Source organism: Pseudomonas sp. SW-3, assembly GCF_016615645.1.
Lineage (GTDB): Bacteria > Pseudomonadota > Gammaproteobacteria > Pseudomonadales > Pseudomonadaceae > Aquipseudomonas > Aquipseudomonas mandelii.
This window is the reverse complement of the sequence record NZ_CP067098.1, coordinates 2,073,345-2,091,489: the sequence shown is the minus strand read 5'-3', so window position 1 is coordinate 2,091,489 and position 18,145 is coordinate 2,073,345. Positions and strand designations below refer to the sequence as shown.

Annotated in this window: 15 protein-coding genes and 2 pseudogenes; 4 read left to right on the top strand and 13 right to left on the bottom strand. The window is 60.5% G+C overall.

Translation table 11 applies throughout. The annotated features are described in order from the left end of the window. Positions 1 to 433 precede the first annotated feature (433 nt). Complete coding sequence (locus JIO00_RS09430; protein WP_200668023.1) at positions 434 to 1,234, bottom strand: aminoglycoside phosphotransferase family protein; 801 nt, start codon at positions 1,232 to 1,234, stop codon at positions 434 to 436. A 7-nt stretch (positions 1,235 to 1,241) separates the two neighbouring features. Beyond that, a complete protein-coding gene (locus JIO00_RS09425; RefSeq protein ID WP_010458415.1) occupies positions 1,242 to 1,730 on the bottom strand; it encodes an SRPBCC family protein in 489 nt (162 codons plus the stop codon). Between the two features lie 273 nt (positions 1,731 to 2,003). Between JIO00_RS09425 and JIO00_RS09420 the strand changes: the two genes are divergently transcribed. Beyond that, on the top strand, positions 2,004 to 2,405 hold the full coding sequence (locus JIO00_RS09420; RefSeq protein WP_200668021.1) for a lysozyme inhibitor LprI family protein: 402 nt from the start codon (positions 2,004 to 2,006) through the stop codon (positions 2,403 to 2,405). Positions 2,406 to 2,540: 135 nt separating this feature from the next. Here JIO00_RS09420 and peaD read toward each other — a convergent pair whose 3' ends face one another. The 4 genes from peaD to peaA form a co-directional block, all read right to left on the bottom strand. Then, positions 2,541 to 3,659 carry a quinohemoprotein amine dehydrogenase subunit beta gene (gene peaD / locus JIO00_RS09415; protein ID WP_200668019.1) on the bottom strand — a complete coding sequence of 373 codons (1,119 nt, stop codon included), beginning with the start codon at positions 3,657 to 3,659 and terminating at the stop codon, positions 2,541 to 2,543. Between the two features lie 24 nt (positions 3,660 to 3,683). Beyond that, entirely contained in the window at positions 3,684 to 4,007 is a 324-nt protein-coding gene (qhpC, locus tag JIO00_RS09410; RefSeq protein ID WP_008027961.1) for a quinohemoprotein amine dehydrogenase subunit gamma, read from the bottom strand. A 1-nt stretch (position 4,008) separates the two neighbouring features. After that, the gene (gene peaB / locus JIO00_RS09405; protein ID WP_010458403.1) at positions 4,009 to 5,439 is read right to left on the bottom strand and encodes a quinohemoprotein amine dehydrogenase maturation protein; all 1,431 of its coding nucleotides are present in this window, start codon (positions 5,437 to 5,439) and stop codon (positions 4,009 to 4,011) included. Positions 5,440 to 5,520: 81 nt separating this feature from the next. Next, positions 5,521 to 7,101, bottom strand: a complete 1,581-nt coding sequence (peaA, locus tag JIO00_RS09400; RefSeq protein WP_200668017.1) for a quinohemoprotein amine dehydrogenase subunit alpha — start codon at positions 7,099 to 7,101, stop codon at positions 5,521 to 5,523. A gap of 345 nt (positions 7,102 to 7,446) precedes the next feature. Between peaA and JIO00_RS09395 the strand changes: the two genes are divergently transcribed. Beyond that, positions 7,447 to 7,803: a hypothetical protein gene (locus JIO00_RS09395; RefSeq protein ID WP_200668015.1), complete on the top strand. Its 357-nt coding sequence runs from the start codon at positions 7,447 to 7,449 to the stop codon at positions 7,801 to 7,803. 45 nt (positions 7,804 to 7,848) lie between these two features. Here JIO00_RS09395 and JIO00_RS09390 read toward each other — a convergent pair whose 3' ends face one another. After that, positions 7,849 to 8,103, bottom strand: coding sequence for a DUF1652 domain-containing protein (locus JIO00_RS09390; RefSeq protein ID WP_077748918.1), 255 nt, complete (start codon positions 8,101 to 8,103; stop codon positions 7,849 to 7,851). Between the two features lie 274 nt (positions 8,104 to 8,377). Between JIO00_RS09390 and JIO00_RS09385 the strand changes: the two genes are divergently transcribed. Beyond that, positions 8,378 to 9,868: an aldehyde dehydrogenase family protein gene (locus tag JIO00_RS09385; protein ID WP_077748919.1), complete on the top strand. Its 1,491-nt coding sequence runs from the start codon at positions 8,378 to 8,380 to the stop codon at positions 9,866 to 9,868. 50 nt (positions 9,869 to 9,918) lie between these two features. Here JIO00_RS09385 and qhpG read toward each other — a convergent pair whose 3' ends face one another. From qhpG to JIO00_RS09360, 5 genes and pseudogenes are all read right to left on the bottom strand, one after another. Next, positions 9,919 to 11,208 carry a flavin-dependent monooxygenase QhpG gene (qhpG, locus tag JIO00_RS09380; RefSeq protein WP_200668013.1) on the bottom strand — a complete coding sequence of 430 codons (1,290 nt, stop codon included), beginning with the start codon at positions 11,206 to 11,208 and terminating at the stop codon, positions 9,919 to 9,921. After that, positions 11,205 to 11,882: a subtilisin-like serine protease QhpE gene (qhpE, locus tag JIO00_RS09375; RefSeq protein ID WP_077748921.1), complete on the bottom strand. Its 678-nt coding sequence runs from the start codon at positions 11,880 to 11,882 to the stop codon at positions 11,205 to 11,207. The genes qhpG and qhpE overlap by 4 nt, the downstream gene beginning before the upstream one ends. Beyond that, positions 11,872 to 13,590 (bottom strand): ABC transporter ATP-binding protein, encoded by a 1,719-nt coding sequence (locus tag JIO00_RS09370; protein WP_010458394.1) that lies wholly within the window; start codon positions 13,588 to 13,590, stop codon positions 11,872 to 11,874. The genes qhpE and JIO00_RS09370 overlap by 11 nt, the downstream gene beginning before the upstream one ends. Continuing rightward, positions 13,590 to 15,494, bottom strand: coding sequence for a sigma-54-dependent Fis family transcriptional regulator (locus tag JIO00_RS09365; RefSeq protein ID WP_077748922.1), 1,905 nt, complete (start codon positions 15,492 to 15,494; stop codon positions 13,590 to 13,592). Before JIO00_RS09365 ends, JIO00_RS09370 begins: the two co-directional genes overlap by 1 nt. A 246-nt stretch (positions 15,495 to 15,740) precedes the next feature. Then, positions 15,741 to 15,947: pseudogene (locus JIO00_RS09360) on the bottom strand (histone deacetylase family protein); the annotation flags it as partial. Here JIO00_RS09360 and JIO00_RS09355 point away from each other — a divergent pair. Beyond that, a pseudogene (locus JIO00_RS09355) lies at positions 15,946 to 16,082 on the top strand (LysR family transcriptional regulator); the annotation flags it as partial. The pseudogenes JIO00_RS09360 and JIO00_RS09355 overlap by 2 nt on opposite strands. A 12-nt stretch (positions 16,083 to 16,094) precedes the next feature. Here JIO00_RS09355 and mrdA read toward each other — a convergent pair. Next, complete coding sequence (gene mrdA / locus JIO00_RS09350; RefSeq protein ID WP_077748923.1) at positions 16,095 to 17,987, bottom strand: penicillin-binding protein 2; 1,893 nt, start codon at positions 17,985 to 17,987, stop codon at positions 16,095 to 16,097. Positions 17,988 to 18,145 lie beyond the last annotated feature (158 nt).

Here is an 18,145-nt window from a genome sequence, read left to right as displayed (position 1 = left end):
GGCGGGTTTCTCAAGACCATTTTCGACATCCTGTCGGCAGCCATCCTGGCCAATGGTCGATCATCCCTGATCCTGAGCACTCCCTGTGCTTCAGTTGATGGATCCAGAATAAGCGCAATGGTGAAGCACCAAAAGACGACATACCCGTTAGCCGGTGTAAGCCTTTGACCATAAGATCAAAAATCCACACGAACACTACAGTTTTCAAAAGGCGAAAAAAAACCCGCCGAAGCGGGTTTTCCCAAGACCATATCGACTCCCTGTCGGCAGCGAATCCTTGCTAATGGTCGATCATCCGTGATCCTGGAGCACTTCCTGTGCTTCAGTTGATGAGGCTAGATTACGCTTCGGATCCAATGTGCAATAGACGACATAGCTACCATCGCGTGTAAGACATTCGCTATACCCGCCCTTCCGAAAACCCTTAGACGCGTCAGCCAATCAGCATGAAAGCCGCGAGTTCAGCGGCCTGCAGCTGTCCTTGCGCCGCAAGCTCATCCTTATCCTCGAGAAACCAGGCCGCCGACAACCCGGCAAACGCCAACACCCATTGCAGCAGCCGTTGACGCTCCAGCCCTGCGGCCTGGGCCACGACCTCGATTTGTTTTTTGAAGCGCTGCGGATCATTAGCCGTCGGCAAATCGGGATTGCAGATCAGGTTGGCGTAGTCGAACCCGCGCTCGCCGATCACCCGTTTCGGATCGATAGCGAGCCAGCCTCGCGGGCCGAAATCCAGAACATTGTCGTGATGCATATCGCCGTGCAAAACCACCACATCCTGCGGCTCGGCGAGCAACGCTTCGGCGGCTTTCAGACTGAGCAAGTAAGTGCCGCCCTGCTGTTCGGCGGCCATGCGCAAGGAAGCGAACCATGACCATAAGGGAATCAGGGGCGGCGGCGATGATGAACGCGGGGCGTGTAAACGAGCCAGCGCTGTGCACAGTATCCGGCTGGCCTCGTCATCCTGGCCGTTGAGCGCCATGTGCATCAGCGATCGATCGCCCTCGGCACGTTCCAGCACCAACGCATCGCCATGATGAGCGTAAACCCGCGCGGCGCCCTCGCCGTCCCACCAGGTCATCAGCAGATTGCCGAACTTTTCCTCGGCATCGACGGCGACCTTCAACATGGCCGGCAAATCACCCATCCGTACCGGCAGCAAACGACTGCCGGGCGTGATGATCGGTTCGCCGTCCGGCACCAGGGCCCAGCGTTTCAACCAGGTTTCAAACATGCAGCCTTTACTCTTCCTGACGCTCGTGAGCCTTGGCGCCGGTTTTCAGAAATTCTTCGATATTGCTCATCTGCTCATCCCAGCCACGGCTGTCCATACGGAACGCCTTGAGCCTGCGCGTCTGCGGGATGTGATCAAAACCGGACTCGGTGACCTTCAGCAACGTGCCCTCATCCATGTCTTCGAGCTCGAACTTCACCAGCGTGGTGGGTTCCTGGGAATAATCGGTGTCCGGCTCCACCGCATAGGGATGCCAGCGAAACGAAAACACCCGCTCCGGCTCGACCCGCTCCACCAGCACATTCCACAGCAGGTACTCATAACCCGGGTAAGTAATCTGCCCCTGCGTCCATTCACCGGCGACAAAGCGCTTGCCCTCCAGCGCCACGCCAAACCACTGCCCGAAGGCCTCGGCATTGGCCAGCACGCGCCACACCTGCGAGCGCGGTACTTTGAGCAGGATTTTCCTTTCGATGCGATCTGATGCTGGGTTCATAAGTCACCTCCTGTACTGAACAGTAGGCCTGTAAGACCACAAGACCAACCTTAAAGTTGTATCAATGGGGTGTTGTTATCAAGCACGTCTGAAATATTCGGCTGCATTTCCAGTGGGAAGTTCTGGCTCGCAGGCGAATGCCAGGCACAGTACGCGGACCGTTGACGCAGGCAAGCCCCTTGGCTAAAGAGGTTACACCTGACTTCATTATTGGTTGACCACCCTCTTCGCTACACTGCATCTCTACGTTTACCCATCACAGCGAGAATCACTATGCACCCACGCTTCCTCCTGGCCCTGACCCCTTTGCTGTTCACCACCGTCGCCCACGCGGCGGACTGTGACAACGCCACCGACCAGGCCACGATGAATCAATGCGCGGCGCAGCAGCACAAGGCGGCGGACAAAGAGTTGAATGCGCTTTACCAGCAGATCACCCAGCGCTTGAAGAGCAACCCGGACAGCAAAAAGCTGCTGCTCGGGGCACAGCGTTCGTGGATGGCGTTTCGGGATGCCGAGTGCAAGTTTGCGAGTGCCGGGGTGGAAGGCGGGAGTGTGTATCCGCTGATCTACAGCAACTGCGTGACTGAATTGACCAAGGCGCGGGTGGAGACTTTCAAGAATTATCTGAAGTGTCAGGAAGGGGATATGGGTTGCCCGGTACCTGGGGTGTAACACTTCGGTGACGCTGAGGGCCTCTTCGCGGGCAAGCCTCGCGCCTACAGGTTCGCAGTGATCGCACTATTGGGTACGACGCGACCGTGTAGGAGCGAGGCTTGCCCGCGAAGGCGTCAGTTCAGACGCCACACGTTACCGGACAAATATCTGCGCCGTCGTGATCGCCATATCCCCCCCCGGCAACTTGATGTTGCCGATCTGTTTCATGCTCTCCGGATCAAAGATCGCCACATCATTAAACGTCCCCGCCAGGTAGATCTTGCTGCCGTCCTTGTTGAAGGAAATGCAGTAGTAGGAATGATCCAGCGTTGCCGCCTGGAGCATTTTCTTCTCCTTGATGTCGTACTTGGCCAGGCGGTTGAGCACGCCGAACATCAGGTTCGGATCCTTGGGCGAGCGCATGCCGCTGAAGTAGATTTCCGTCAGAGGGCCGAAGTCGGTGGTTTCGGTCTTGCCGGTTTTCAGGTCGATGCTGAACAGCCCGTAGAGGTATTCAGCGGTGGCCGGATCCTGTTTCTTGTCCTTGAATTTCGCGGCGGTGTAGAGCAGCGAGAAATCATGGCGATAAGTCTGCTGGTTCCACACGTAAAGCACGTCCGGCGCGCTGTAGTTCGCCCGCTTCCAGTGACGACTGGGGATCAGCACGTCGAACTTGCCGGTCTTCACGTCGACCTTATAGACATCCGCCCCCGCTACGTACAGCGTGCCGTCGTCACCGCTCTGCATGATGGTCAGCTGCCGTGGCGCCGGGAAACTGCGCACGGGTTTGGCGTCCATGCCGGCGTCGGTGGCATAGACATCGAGCCGCGGCTGTTGCACTTCGTAGCGGTCGTTGAGCATCAACGTCGGGTTGGCGATGGCAAACAGTTCCTTGCCGTCGTGGCTGAGGGTAAAGGCGAACATCGACTTCGCTTTCTCCCCAGGTTTCTGGGTGATGCTGGCGTGGAACACTTGCTTGCAGCTGTCCAGCTCGACGCCGTAGACATCCGCGTAGTGATTGTTCAGCACGTAAGCGGTCTTGCGATCCGGCGATAACTGCACAGTGCCTGGACCGAAGGCGTCCGGCATCTTGCAGGTCTTGAACAAGGTGTCCGTCGCCAGGTCGAGCACGTGCAGGTTGTTCGGGTAATTGGTGGTCACCATGTACTCGTGACCCGCTTGTAATGCAGTGTTTTCATCGGCCAGAACGTTGATTGAACAGACGCTCAGGACGGCGAACGCGGCCAGGCCGCAGGCTTTGATGCGATGCATGCTGGAATCCTTCTTCATGTCCGATCACTTGTCTTTCGGAAAGACAGTGCCGAGGTTGCGCCAGTTGTCGTTGGACGCCTGGGCATCCTTGTTCCAGTCCGGGTAGGTGCTCATCATGTCGGGCACCTGGGCCGGCCACCAGCAAGGGTCGGAGCAGCCATACAGGTCGGCTTCCATCGGCTGGCACAGCGACGACACCCCGCCAAACGCATCGATTTCCCAACCCGGGTCAGTGGTCGAGGCACAGCCCGCGACAGAGCTCATCGCCACCACTTCTTCGATACGGTTTTCGGCCGCGGCCTCATCCAGTTTCAACGCTTTGTTATTGATTGCCTTGAGATGTTTCATATCAGTGAGCCTTGCGCGGAGTGATGTAGCTGCTGATAAACGCAGGGTTGTGGGCCATGATCCGGGTGTAGACCTCGATGCCGAAGTCGACCCAGTCACGCATCAGTTCGCAGTAGTGATAGGTCGGATGGGTCGGGTCGCCGTACCGGGCGTAACTCTCGTGGTAGCAGCCGCCGGAGCACAGGTTGCGGATCTGGCAGTCTTCGCAGCCGGTGTTGGTACGGTCCAGGCGCTGGGACAGGAAGTCATTCAACTCCACCTGTTTCACACCGCTGTGGACGTTGCCGAAGGTCGGCAGTGACGAACCGGTAAAGCGATGACACAGGTTCAGTTCGCCCTTGTGATCCACTGCCAGCATCTTCAGGCCCGCGCCGCAAGGCAGGGCTTTTTTGTGACCTTCGTGGATGTCGGTGATCAGCTGGTGCAGATTGGAGAAACCGATGTTGCGGTGTTCCAGAGCCGCTTCCAGGTAACGCCGACCAAGTCTCTTCATGCTGGCGAAGACTTCGATCAGCTCGTCGCTGGAGAGGTTGAAGGTGCTGATGTCGCCGGAGGTCACCGGGGCAAAGCCGACCTCGGCAAAACCCAGTTCGTTGAACAGGTGATCCCAGATGGTTTCCACATCGGTCACGCCAGTGGTCAGCGTGACCCGGGCACCCACCGGACGACTGTTGTAGCGCGACAGCAGCATCTCGGCCTTGCGCCGTACCACGTCGTAAGTGCCCTGCCCGCCCACGGTGATGCGGTTGCGGTCGTGCACGGTTTTCGGTCCGTCGATACTGACTGACAGGCCAAAACGGTGGGCATTCAGGTAGTCCACGGTCTCTTCGGTGAGCAGCGTCGCGTTGGTGGTCATGACGAACTCGACGAACTTGCCCGCCTCGCGGAAGCGCTTCTCGCAATAGTCGACCATGTACTCGATCAGCTTGCGATTACTCAGCGGCTCGCCACCGAAAAACACCACGGTGAAGCGCTCTTCATCCGGCGATTCGCGCAGCAGCATTTCCACCGACGCGACGGCTGTTTCGACGTCCATTTTCTTGCCGGCCGACGGCTTGTCGAGGTCTTCCTTGTAGCAGTAGGTGCAGCTCAGATTGCAGCCGGTGTTGACGTTGAGCACCACGGTATTGATCGCCGTGCGCTCGACCCGTTTGGTGCCGATGTCCGGGGTCAGCGGCGAGCCGTCGCTGACCAGTTCCAGGGACATCAGCTCGCGCAGGGTCTCAGTGATTTCCTCGCCGTTGAAACGCGAGGCCAGGCGCTGGATCAGGTCCTCCGACGAACAGCCGGGACCGCGCAAGGTATCGATGATGGTGCCCGTCAGCTCATCGCTGGCGAACAGCGAACTGCTGGGGATGTGGAACAGCATGCGGTCGGCATCGACGTGCACTTCGTGCAGGTTCCGTTCGACCAGATTCAAAATAGCGCCCATTGCAACCTCCTGTGCAAACCCCGTTCTACGGGGCCTGCGGTCATTCCGAAAAAGTGTCTGAAGCCTTAGGGATCAGCGAACTCATGGAATGGGTGGATTGTTCCAGCGTTGCACGGTGACGATCATGTGGCCTTCGCCGGTCAGGGATTTCCCTGCGTCGTCGACGGCGGCGATCACCTTGAGGTTGCCGGCATTGTTGGTGGACATCTTGCGTTGCGGGTTCGGCCCGGCATCGCCCGGTGTGAACACGCCGCTGTCGGCCTGCATGGTGCCGGCGAACTTGACGTCTTCGTCTTCCTTGGCGCGATCGTCGAAGGCTTCGACCGACCACTGCGCCGGGAACACGCCGATGCGATACGGCTTGCCATCTGCGCCCTTGCCCCAGGCTTCGGCATCGAAACGGCCCTGGACTTTCGGCGTCGAACCACCGCCCTCGCCGATCCGTGCCACCGAGAACTCGGGCACGACTTTGACTTGGTTGATCTTGCTGTAGACCGACAGGGTCGGACCTTTCAGCGTGCCAACGGTGACGTTGCGCAGCCCCGGCTGGGCGTTGGCGGCCGCCTTGAGTTTGACCTTGATGCGATCAGGGCTTTGCTCGACGACTTCCACCACGTCCACGCCTTTGCCGAAGTTCGGTTTACCGGTGAGACCGCTGCCGATCAGGGTCACTTCCGTTTCGGTACCTGCCTTCAAATAACCCGGCTGCACCGCCAGCAAACGACTGCTGCCGTGTTTGGTGGCGACGAAGTCCAGGCCGCGCTCATCGTGCTCGGCCTCGAACATCCGCCCCTGCATGGCATTGCCTTGGGCCGCGAACACCTGGCGCATGGTCACGCCGTCGATGGTCACGTTGCCGCGCCATTCGTAACCGGTGTAGAGAATCGCGCTGCCCTCGCCATTGAACGGGCTGCCGTCGGCGTATTGGCCTTTGACGCCGACCTTGAAGGTGTCGCTGCCATCGGCGGTGACGCTCATCATGCCGGCCAGTTCGCCTTTACCCGGCAAGTGGCCGCTGAAGCTCCAGTCGCCGACCAGCGCTTCGGCTTTCGGTGCGCTGCTCAGCCATTTTTTCCAGGCCGGGTTGTCCAGCGGGTAACGCTTGGCCAACAGCGGCACCATGTCTTTTCGAGCCAGGTCGAACCAGTCGCGGTCACGAGACAGCGCCTGGTATTCCAGTGACGGCCATTGGCCGAGGTGGAAGTTCACCAGGCGCTCCCATTCCTGGGCCGGACGCCGTTGCAGGGCAACCCGCGCACCGGAGTGGCAGCGGCCGCACATCTGGCTGGTCTGGTCGTCGAACTTCTCGACGGTATTGAGTCGGCGCTCCAGCGCATAACGCACGCCATCGGTTTCACTCGGCGCCAGGCCTTGGGTGTCGGCCAGGTATTTGACCAGCGTCCGGCGGTCGTCATCGCTGATCTGCAAACCGTGCATGGTCTGCATCCGGGCGATGCTCATCAGCCAGCCTTCCGGGGTTTTTCGCTGGTGGCTGATGCGGCTCAGGGCATTGTCAGCTTCGGGGGTGTGACAGCCCTGACAGGTTTCCTTGAGGATGGTCTGGGCGTCGCGGGCTGCCAGGCTGTATGGCGAATGCAGCGCCACACACGCGGCCACGGCCAGCAGACTGGCGCTCAGGCCTGATCGGAGTCTTCTCTTCATCAACGTCGAACCTCGCACAGTGCTTTCTTATTTTTGTGGCTTATCGTTTTTATGGTTTCTGCCGTCGGCGGCGCACCGCTGACGGAGGCAAGAGAAACGTCTGCAATGAGCAATACACGGAGCGTGCCAGCTTGACGACAGCCTTTCTTATCAAACACTTACACGAAGACAAGGCCCGCGAATCGAGGCTGGGCGGGTTCGCCTGCGTCTAATATCGCGACAGGTGTTGCAACCTGAGACAAGCATAGATGCCCCGGCCGGAACAGTTCATCGCCCGACGATTGACGGCCATTGCAGGCGGGTGCGAAATGGTGATTCACCGATTGCCAGTCAGGGGAAAACAAAATGGCAAGCATCACTGTCCTGGCGGGGGACTTTCTGCAGGGTGATGGAGAGTACAGAGACGGCGTTTTTACCCTTAGAACGTCGCTTCACCCGTGGCCCGGCATCACCCTCCCGCTCTCAGCGTTCAAGCGTGTGGAAGTCGCTAATCAGGAATCGATCAACAACATCAAGGACGCCATCGGCTTCGGCGTGGCGGGCGCGATGTTGCTGGGGCCCATCGGCGCCCTCGCCGGGTTCATGTTGGCCGGCAAGGAGACCGAAGTGACCTTTCTTGCGACGCTCAAAGATGACAAGAAACTGTTGGCTGCCGTAGATGGCGCCACGTTTGAAGAGATTTCGCGGAAGATACATTCCTGATCCGCCACTTCCCCGCAACACTTGCGTGTTGCGGGGGACGCCGGCTCAACTGGCCAATGTCGAGGAAATGCTTTTATGAGCCTCGATTTTTTGCTGAATATCCGCCACAAGTACAGCAATGTCATGGGGACTGTTCAAGTTCCATATGGGGACGTTAGTGGCGATCAGTTCCACTTTTCCTGTCATGCAGTCACAGACCCGGATCGTCAGGGACTGGTCTGCCTCCATGACGCATGTGCACACAGCGGGCAACATACTGTGTTCAATGATGTTTTGAATTTCCAGGGTTGAAAGGAACATCGTTACCTCCCTCACGCCAGATGGTTGGCCGGATGAACGGACCATCGCTTCATCCACCGAGCCAGAAAATTCTAGTCTCCTGAAGTGGGTGTCTCAAGGTCGCAGCAGGTCGCTCGTCGTCTCATAGTTGTCGCAATTTGCAACAACCCCCTCTGTGTCCGCTGTTCCCATTAGCCGCCAAAACCCCGCCGACCAAGGGCGTCCCTGCCTTTCTTGGCACTTGGCACAGCCATTGCGAAAGCCTCCGTTCTCACGAACAACAAGAGGTCTCGCCATGCCCCTCCCTTATTTGCTTCCCGCCACCTCAACGTTCATCCAGCGCGCCCCGCGCATGCTTATCGGCGGTGACTGGGTCGAGGCCGCCGACGGCCAGACCATGCCCCTGCACAACCCGGCCACCGGTGAAGTGCTGTGCGTCGTGCCAAGGGCAACGCCCGAGGACGTCGACCGCGCCGTGCTGGCCGCTCGTCAGGCCTTCGATGATTCGCCCTGGACCCGCACCCGCCCACGAGAGCGGCAGAACCTGTTGTGGAAACTCGCCGACCTGATGGAACGCGACGCCGAACTGCTGGCGCAACTGGAATGCCTGAACAACGGCAAAAGCGCAGCGGTGGCCCAGGTGATGGACGTGCAGTTATCCATCGACTTCCTTCGCTACATGGCGGGCTGGGCGACCAAGATCGAAGGCTCGAGCGTTGAAGTGTCGTTGCCGCTGATGCCCAACGATCAGTTCCACAGTTTCATCCGCCGCGAAGCGGTAGGTGTAGTGGGCGCCATCGTTGCCTGGAACTTCCCGCTGCTGCTGGCCTGCTGGAAACTCGGCCCGGCCCTGGCCACCGGCTGCACCGTGGTGCTCAAACCCGCCGACGAAACCCCGCTGACCGCGCTGAAACTGGCCGAACTGGTGCTGGAAGCCGGGTACCCGGAGGGCGTGTTCAACGTGGTCACCGGCACCGGCATCACCGCTGGCTCGGCGCTGACCCACAACCCTCTGGTGGACAAGCTGACCTTCACCGGCTCCACCGCCGTGGGCAAGCAGATCGGCAAGATCGCCATGGAGTCCATGACCCGTGTCACGCTTGAACTGGGCGGCAAATCACCAACCATCGTCATGGCCGATGCCGACCTGAAAACCGCCGCAGCCGGGGCCGCCAGCGCAATTTTCTTCAATCAGGGCCAGGTGTGCTGCGCCGGTTCCAGGCTGTATGTGCAGCGCAAGCATTTCGACAATGTGGTGGCGGACATCGCCGACATCGCCAACGCCATGAAACTCGGCAACGGTCTGGACCCAAGCGTCGAGATGGGGCCGCTGATTTCCGCTCGCCAGCAGGAACGGGTGTACGGGTACATCGAAAAAGGCCGGGAGAGTGGCGCGACCATCGCCTGCGGCGGCGAGCAGTTCGGGCCAGGTTTTTTCGTCAAGCCGACGGTGATTGTCGATGTCGATCAGAAGCACTCGCTGGTGCAGGAGGAGATCTTCGGCCCGGTGCTGGTGGCGATTCCGTTCGATGATGAAGCCGATGCGTTGCGCATGGCCAATGACAGTCCTTATGGGCTGGGCGCGAGTATCTGGTCGAACGACCTGGCGGCGGTACACCGGATGATTCCGCGAATCAAATCGGGGTCGGTGTGGGTCAACTGCCACAGCGCGCTCGATCCAGCGCTGCCGTTTGGCGGGTACAAAATGTCCGGGGTCGGGCGGGAGATGGGGTATGCGGCGATTGAGCATTACACCGAGTTGAAGTCGGTGTTGATCAAGTTGTAATAGCGCCGTTCTTCGCTGATCGTTCCCACGCTCTGCGCGGGAACGATCGGTTAGGGTTTGAAGCCTTGCGACAGTAACCAACTCCGAACCATCCGCCCCTGCTCCACCGTCAACCCCGCCAGCACCTGCTCGGCCGGTTCGGTCCGCAACCGCCGCACCAACGGCGCCAGTTCAACCCCTTGCACATGCCAGATCCCCAACGGCTGATCCGCCGTGATCACCACCTCGGCTTCATCGACAAACCCATCTTTCAACACCGGCGCCCGCTCAATTCTCAACGCCGCAAAATCCGCCTCGGCATGGGCAACTTCAGCATCCGGCCACTGCCGCCGTGCCTGCCAGAACGGCTGCTCCAGCCACCTCTGCTCATCGGCGTAAAAGTCGCGACCGATCCGCGCAAAGCGCAAAAACAGCTGCTCCACCCGCTGCTGATGAAACCGTTGGGCCAGCGCCGCCCGTTCCGGTTTACGCACTAACGTGTTGATCACCGTGGGCGCCTGTAACGCTGAAGACAAGGACTGGAAAATGCCATTGCCCGACAGCGGATCCACCGCCATCGCGGCATCGCCGACCCGGATCCAGTGATCACCACAGACCTGCGGACTCAAAATCGCCGTGCTGCTGCGCGCATGCAGTTGGAGATCGGTCTCAGGCCCGACACCGAAAAACTCACGCGCCCATGCCGAACCCTGACGCCGTGCGCGGCAGTAATCCAGCAACGTCGCCTTGCCCGGCAATTGCGCGCTGGCCACGTCCACCGTCCATTGCCAATAACACTGACCGTCGGCCCGCCGCGCCATCCACGCCCAGCCGTCCTCAAGGCTTTCCACCGCGCTGGCGGTGCTGCCCGGCGTGCCTTGCCAACGATTGAGCAGGCTGACCGTCTCCGGCCCGCGCAGGCCTTTGCCCAGTGCGGGCGCCTGGCGTCCGCGGGCCTCTACCAGAAAATCCGCAAGCAGCGCCTCGCGCCCTTCAATCTCGACCCGATGCCCCACCCCCGAGGCCTGAACGCTCAGCACCCGCCCTTCGATCAGCTCAACACCAGCCAGACGCAGGTCTTCGCGCAAACCTCGGTCGAAACTCGGGCGATCCAACAGAAATTCGATGTTCTGCGCATGTTGCTGACCGTTCCACGACACCTGCCGCTGGGAGGGCAACGCCGCATCCGCCAACGCCTGCTGCAGGCCCGCGCCGCGCAAGGCCTCCAGTACCCGAAGCGAAACGCCTTCCAGTGCCGCAAACCGGCGCCACTCGCTGACCAGGGTCACCGCATAACCGAGTCGCCGCAAACCCAGGGCGACTGCCGCCCCGGCAGGTCCAGCGCCAAGAATCACAATCATGCGCCGAAGCGCCGTTCAGGGCCACGATAGCGGGCGTTCTCGCGCAGCCACTCGATGACGTGCTCGTTACTCGCGTCGGGATGGGCAACCAGGAAACTCGCAATATGTCCGCTCAACGCCGCACACCCAAGGCTCGCACCGGACTGTCCCGGATAGGTCCCATGCACGCACGCCGCGAAATCGGCCTGGGCACTGTTGAGCCACGACCATTCATGCTCGGTGCAACGCGCATCGCCGGTGACGCGCAGCACCTGTGGATAATTCGCCGGATACACACCCTCGCCCTGGGCCGGGCTGGAGGCACACAACAAAATGCCCCGCGCCACCGCCGCTGCGCAGGCTTCGCGCAACAGGCTGCGATCCTGGCGTAATCCAAGGCTCAAATTAATCAAGCGAACATCCTGCGCCACCAGCCAGTCGATAGCGCTGGCAATCTGCAAGGCGCTGGTGACGCCGCGCTGGTCAAACACCTGCCCCACGCAAAACACCGCCGCAGGGGCTCGCCGCCCGATGGCTTCGATCACCGCGCTGCCGTGGCCCAGCGGGTCGTCACGCAAGTCGCTTTCGGCCAGGCCATCCTCCAGCAGCGAAAAACGCCGTCCGGCGATCACCTGCACCCGCTGCGCCGCCGAATGTCCGCTGTCGACCACGCCAATCCTTAGCTCAGGCTTCATGCAGCACCGCTTTTGAAATGAGTACGCCGTCGAGCAATTCAAAACGCACATCAGCATCAGCCAGGGTGGAAGGACGATGGCTGATCAGGATCCGCGTGCGCCCGGCAAACAGTCGGTCGATGGCCTCGATGACTTCGCGCTCGGTGGCTTCATCCACCGCCGAGGTCGCTTCATCCAACACCAGAATCAGCGGATCCTGCAACAACGCCCGGGCGATGGCGATCCGCTGTTTCTGCCCGCCGGACAACTGCTGGCCGCGTTCGCCCAACGGACTGTCGAGACCTTCGGGCAACGATTCGATCAGGCTGTCGAGTTGCGCCAGCCTTGCGACTTCGGCAATCGCTTCACGGCTGGCGTCCGGCACCGCGTAAGCGAGGTTGTCGGCCAGGCTGCCGCGAAACAGTACGATGTCCTGACTGACCACGGCTATCCGCCGACGCAGCTGGAACAGGTCCAGTTCACGCAGATCGACCTCGCCCAGCAGCACCCGGCCAGCTTGCGGATCGTGATGGCGTTGCAGCAGATCGATCAGCGTTGATTTACCGACGCCGGAGCCGCCGCTCAGGGCGACTTTCAAGCCATAGGGAATTCGCGCTTCGATGCCGCGCAAGGTCGTCGGACGACCGGGATGGCTGAAGTGCACGTCGTCGAAACGCAACTCGCCGGAGGTCGGCATCGGCTTGGGTTCAACCGGTGTTAGCACGGTCGGTTCTTCACCGCGCAGTTCCATGACCCGGCCAAGGCTGACGGTCATCCGCTGAATCGCCACATAGAGCCCGAGCAGGCTCTGAACCGGTCCGACCGCCATCCCCAGGTACGTGGAAAACGCGATCAGCGCGCCCAGTTGCCAGGTCCCCTGCACCACCCAATAACCGCCAATCAAAAACGCACAGGCCCGGGACAATGACGTCAGCGTGCCGGGCACCGCCTGGGTAAAAAACTCGGTGACTTGCAGGCGCAGCAGCTGGCTCATATAGCCTTGACCAAGCGACTCCAGACGGCGCGATTCACGTTGTTGCTGGCCGGCAGACTGGATGAATTTCATTACCGGCAAGGTCTCGACCATGAACGAGGACATGTCCGCCGAGCGCTCGCGCAACTGCCGTACATCGCGCTCGACTTTGCGCCGCATCCAGCGCAGCCAGAGGATGTCGAGGGGAATCAGCACCAATGCCAGCAGTGAAAGTTTCCACGACAGGGTCAGCAGCATCGCCACCGCCACCACCAGGCCAACCACGCTCGATACCGCCGAGAACAGCGAATCCACAGCGAAGCGCTGGATCTCCGCAACGTCGCCATCGAGGCGCGACATCAGATCACCGATGCGCCGCTGTCCATAGAAGCTCGGTGACAGGGTTTGCAGATGTCGATAAAGGTCATCGCGCAGGGAGAACAGAATCCGCCCGGACAGGCGCGTGTGCAGGTAGCGATTGATCCCCGACAGCGCTGTGCCAAGCAGCCCGGCGAGAATCATCAATCCGGCAATCAGCACCAGCATCGGGAAGTTTTTCGCCAGCAAGCCATCGTCGATCAATAGTTTGGTCAGCCACGGCTGCACCAGCACCAGCGAAGAAGCGCAGACCGACAAGCCGAGCAGCCCGGCAATCGCCAATCGATGCGGGCGCACAAAACTGTAGAGCCAACGCAACGCCGCTTGCAGGGCTTCGGGGTTCTGGCTGTCGATCAGCCGAACGATCAAGCGCTGCATCACGAACGCAACTGTTTGAGCTTGCGATACAGGGTCGCGCGGCTGATGCCCAAGGCGTCGGCGGCGGCCGAGACGTTGCCCTGATGGCTGTCCAAGGCCTGGCGGATCAGCTCCAGTTCGTTTTCGCGAATGCTGCCCGATGCCGGGCGTTCAGTCGCGGTCAGTTCGTCGAGCATGCTGTCGGGCAGGTGGTCGAGGGTGAGCACCGTGTCCCCGGGTTCGCGCATGGCCAGCGCGGTGCGCAGGACCATTTCCAGTTGGCGAATGTTGCCCGGCCAATGGTAGCCGTCGAGCAAGCGGCTCAGATCGTCATGCAGGACCATCGTCGGGGCATCAAGTTTGGCCAGCAGACGAGCAACCAAACTGCTGAAATCCTCGCGCTCGCGCAGGGCCGGGAGCATCACGCTGATGCCGTTGACCCGGTAGAACAGATCTTCACGGAAGTGCTTTTCTTCGACCAGGCGCTTGAGGTCTCGGTGGGTGGCGCAGATCAGCGCGACATCGATGTCTTGTTCTTCGCCCGCGCCCAGCGGCGCCACTTTACGGTCCTGCAACACCCGCAGCAGACGGGCCTGCAAGGCCAGCGGCATGTCACCGATTTCGTCGAGGAACAAGGTGCCGCCATGGGCCTGTTGCAGTCGTCCGATCATGCCGCCACGACGGGAGCCGGTGAAGGCGCCTTCGCGGTAGCCGAACAGTTCCGACTCGATCAGGCCTTCAGGGATTGCCGCGCAGTTCACCGCAACGAAAGGTTTGTCACAGCGGGTTCCGGCCATGTGCAGCGCACGGGCGATGACTTCTTTACCGGTGCCGGTTTCACCGAGCAGCAATACCGGCAATTCATTGGCCAGCCCTTGGCGGGCCATGCGCAAGGCCCGGGCATAACGCACGTTACTGCCGGCCAGGGATTCGAGATCCGGTTGTGGCTTGGCGGTTTTCGCGGGGCTGCGCGGCGGTGTGCTGACGTTGATGGAACGTTGCGGCGCCCGCAGGGTTTTGTAGAAGAATTCGCCTTTGGCGGTCTGCAAACTGCCGACGCCACCTTGATGCAGACGGGACAGCAATTGCAGGCCATCGACACCGAGAAATTCCTCGCAACGCCGACCGACCAGGGCCGAACGCTCGGCACGCAGCAACTGACAGGCTTGCGCGCTGACCGCCAGGATCTGTCCGCCGAGACTCACCGCCAGCAGGCCCTGCCAAGGGGATTCAAGGTATTGCCGACGGCTGTGGAACGCGAGGACGATTTCGTCCGGGTAACTGGCGTTGAACACGCGGCTTTCGATCTGGCTGACGGCCATGGCCAGCAACGCGGTGCTGTCATGAACGCGGCCGAGGGGGCCTTCGCGGGTCAGATCAAGGACGCCGAGGATGTCGCCTTGGGGGCAATGGATCGGCACCGATGTGCAGGAGAAATCGCTGAGACGATCGAGGTAATGCTCGCCGCAATCGATCATCGTCGGCCGGGCTTCCACCAGTGCGGTGCCCAGTGCGTTGGTACCACGAGCGGCTTCGCTCCAGCAGGCGCCCAGGGTGATGTCTTGCAGGCCGCTGCCCTTGAGGCGGTCGGCGCGTCCTTCGACGGCGAGGATGGTGGCGTCGGAGTTGGCGAGGATGATCAGGCCTTCCTTGCCTTGGCGTTCAGCCAGGTAGTCGATGGCCGGTAATGCGGCGTCGATCAGCAGGCGATTGCTTGCCAACAGCACGTCGAGGCTGGCGCTGGATTCCAGCGCCAGTTCGTGCTTGGCGTTGAAATGCACGCCATGGCTGAGGCTTCGCCGCCACGACGCATCGATTTCTGCCCGCAGAACACCATCGGGGACTTCGCCCTCCAGATGGAGTTTTTCCCGGGCCAGCCGGGCTTCGCGGTGCAGCTTGGGAGAAGGTGTTTTTATTAGCGTCATCAAGCGCTCCGGATCGGTCCGCTTTGCGCCTTTCAAGTTCAGCGCCCTGCCGCAATCTTTACGTTAACGTCAGGGCGATGGCAAGTGCCTTACAGCACTTGCGTTCTGTCAGGTGGACCGAGTCATCGTTCTTCGCGGGCAAGCCTCGCTCCTACAGGGTTGAGGCGAACCAAAATTCCCCCCCAGGCAAATAACCTGTAGGAGCGAGGCTTGCCCGCGAAGGCGACGTACCTGGCCCCAATGATCTCAGAGCTGCCACACCTCGGCATTCACAAAAAACGCCCGGGCATTGTCCTCAAGACTCTCCAGGTGATACCCGCCCTCCTGCACAATCAGACACGGCAACCCAAGGCTACGAATCCGTTCGCCCAACACCGCGAACCCTTCACGGGTCACTGCCACTTTGCTCTGCGGGTCCAGTTCGAAAATATCGAACCCCAGGGACAGCACCAGATGGCCGCCGGAGGATGGGGTGGTGGGTTTCGATATTCAGCTGTTGTGGACCCGCGAGCAGAAGATGAGTCAAGCCGAAACGGTCTTCCTCGAGCTTCACAGCACATGCTCAGTATTCGCGAGACTGTGCTGTGAAACTTTGAGCGCTTAGACGTGAGGGTCGCCCGGAGCTTTGCTCGGCGTGGCGTATTGCGGCTTGAGATGGCCGTCCTGATCGAGTAACCAGGCGTCCATGATCTGCCGCACCACAGGGCCGGCGACGCGACCACCGGCCTCACCGTTTTCAATCATCACCGAGATGACGATCTTCGGGTGCTCGGCCGGGGCGAAGCCGACGAACAAGGCATTGTCGCGGTTGCGCTCCAGGGTTTTCGCCCGGTTGTAGCGCTCGCCTTGCTTGATCGCGACGACTTGCGCGGTACCACTCTTGCCGGCAATGCGGTACTGAGCGCCTTGCGCGGCGGCTCTGGCAATCCCGCGGGCGTCGTGCATCACCATCTGCATGCCATGGTTGACCTGCTCCCAGTCACGCGGATCCTTGAGCAGGATGTTCGGCATAGGGTGCTCGTCCACCGGCGCTACGCCATCCACGGTCTTTGCCAGGTGCGGTCGGTTCCACACACCTTTGTTGGCAATCAGCGCGGTGGCCTGGGCCAGCTGCAGCGGCGTGACCTGCATATAACCCTGGCCGATGCCAAGGATCACGGTTTCGCCCGGGAACCAGGCCTGACGGCGCGTGGCGCGCTTCCACGCTTGCGATGGCATCAAGCCGGCAGACTCTTCGAACATGTCCAGCGAGACTTTTTCGCCGAGGCCGAACATGGCCATGTAGTCGTGCAGGCGATCGATGCCCAGCTTGTGGGCCAGGTCATAGAAGTAGGTGTCGTTGGAGCGCATGATCGCCGCGTCCATGTCGACCCAGCCGTCGCCGCTGTGGTTCCAGTTACGGTATTTGTGATCAAAGTCCGGGAGCTGGTAATAACCGGGGTCAAAGACGCGGGTCTGAGGGGTGACGACGCCAGCGTCGAGGCCGGCAATGGCTACTTCGGGCTTGATGGTCGAACCCGGCGCGTAGAGGCCGCGCAGAACGCGGTTGAAGAGCGGCCGATCGATGGAGTCGTGCAGCGCCGCGTATTCCTTGAAGCTGATGCCGGTGACGAACAGGTTCGGGTCGAAACTGGGCTTGCTGACCATGGCCAGTACTTCACCGGTCGACGGATCGAGCGCCACCACCGAACCACGACGATCACCCAAGGCTTCCTCGGCCGCTTCCTGAAGTTTGACGTCCAGGCTCAGGACAATGTTTTTGCCGGGGATCGGATCGGTGTGCTTGAGCACTCGCAGTACGCGGCCCTGGGCATTGGTTTCGACTTCTTCGTAACCCACCTGGCCGTGCAATTGCGACTCGTAGAATTTTTCAATGCCGGTCTTGCCGATGGATTGGGTGCCGCGATACTCCACCGTGTCGAGGGCTTTGGATTCTTTTTCGTTGATACGACCAACGTAACCGATCGAGTGCGCAAAGTGTGCGCCAAACGGGTAATGGCGCACGAACTGGGGCTCGACATCGATCCCCGGCAGACGGAACTCATTGACCGCGAGAACCGCGATTTGCTGTTCACTGAGCTCGTAGAACAGAGTAACCGGCACGAACGGGTGGCGCGCCTGTTTCATGGCCTTGTCGAACAGTGTCCGGTCTTCGGCTGGCAAGTGCAGGAGGTTGACCACCTCATCGAGCTCCCCTTTGACATCGGAGGCGCGTTCGCGGGTGATGGTGAGGTTGAAACTGGGACGGTTATCCGCGAGGACTACGCCGTTGCGGTCGTAGATCAGCCCGCGGGTCGGGGTGATCGGCAGGACATGGACGCGGTTGTTTTCGGAGATTGTCGAGTGATAGTCGTATTCGACCACTTGCAGGACATACATGCGCACCACAAGTGCGCAGGAAATGGCGGCGACGAATAAGGCGCAGGCGATCAGCCGCTTGTTGACCAGACGCGTCTCTTTTTCGTGGTCCTTGATGGGTATCGGTTCGGGCATTTCTGTAGCGGCTCTATGACTAAAAAAGGAGGGCGATCCTTAGGCCTGCAAATCAATCCGTTAAAAAACGAGCTGCACCATACCAAAAACTGTGCAGTCACTTTAGTGGGATTTTCTCGAATGGTTGTCCTTGAGGGTCAAAACGACGGTCGGCTTTT

What these genes read in the sequence shown, in the direction of transcription:
- peaD (WP_200668019.1), bottom strand. Translation starts at nt 3,659, where the DNA reads ATGCATCGCATCAAAGCCTGCGGCCTGGCCGCGTTCGCCGTCCTGAGC.
- mrdA (WP_077748923.1), bottom strand. Translation starts at nt 17,987, where the DNA reads ATGCCCGAACCGATACCCATCAAGGACCACGAAAAAGAGACGCGTCTG.
- qhpG (WP_200668013.1), bottom strand. Translation starts at nt 11,208, where the DNA reads ATGATTGTGATTCTTGGCGCTGGACCTGCCGGGGCGGCAGTCGCCCTG.
- JIO00_RS09370 (WP_010458394.1), bottom strand. Translation starts at nt 13,590, where the DNA reads ATGCAGCGCTTGATCGTTCGGCTGATCGACAGCCAGAACCCCGAAGCC.
- JIO00_RS09385 (WP_077748919.1), top strand. Translation starts at nt 8,378, where the DNA reads ATGCCCCTCCCTTATTTGCTTCCCGCCACCTCAACGTTCATCCAGCGC.
- qhpE (WP_077748921.1), bottom strand. Translation starts at nt 11,882, where the DNA reads ATGAAGCCTGAGCTAAGGATTGGCGTGGTCGACAGCGGACATTCGGCG.
- JIO00_RS09430 (WP_200668023.1), bottom strand. Translation starts at nt 1,234, where the DNA reads ATGTTTGAAACCTGGTTGAAACGCTGGGCCCTGGTGCCGGACGGCGAA.
- JIO00_RS09390 (WP_077748918.1), bottom strand. Translation starts at nt 8,103, where the DNA reads ATGTTCCTTTCAACCCTGGAAATTCAAAACATCATTGAACACAGTATG.
- JIO00_RS09365 (WP_077748922.1), bottom strand. Translation starts at nt 15,494, where the DNA reads ATGACGCTAATAAAAACACCTTCTCCCAAGCTGCACCGCGAAGCCCGG.
- JIO00_RS09420 (WP_200668021.1), top strand. Translation starts at nt 2,004, where the DNA reads ATGCACCCACGCTTCCTCCTGGCCCTGACCCCTTTGCTGTTCACCACC.
- JIO00_RS09395 (WP_200668015.1), top strand. Translation starts at nt 7,447, where the DNA reads ATGGCAAGCATCACTGTCCTGGCGGGGGACTTTCTGCAGGGTGATGGA.
- peaA (WP_200668017.1), bottom strand. Translation starts at nt 7,101, where the DNA reads ATGAAGAGAAGACTCCGATCAGGCCTGAGCGCCAGTCTGCTGGCCGTG.
- JIO00_RS09425 (WP_010458415.1), bottom strand. Translation starts at nt 1,730, where the DNA reads ATGAACCCAGCATCAGATCGCATCGAAAGGAAAATCCTGCTCAAAGTA.
- qhpC (WP_008027961.1), bottom strand. Translation starts at nt 4,007, where the DNA reads ATGAAACATCTCAAGGCAATCAATAACAAAGCGTTGAAACTGGATGAG.
- peaB (WP_010458403.1), bottom strand. Translation starts at nt 5,439, where the DNA reads ATGGGCGCTATTTTGAATCTGGTCGAACGGAACCTGCACGAAGTGCAC.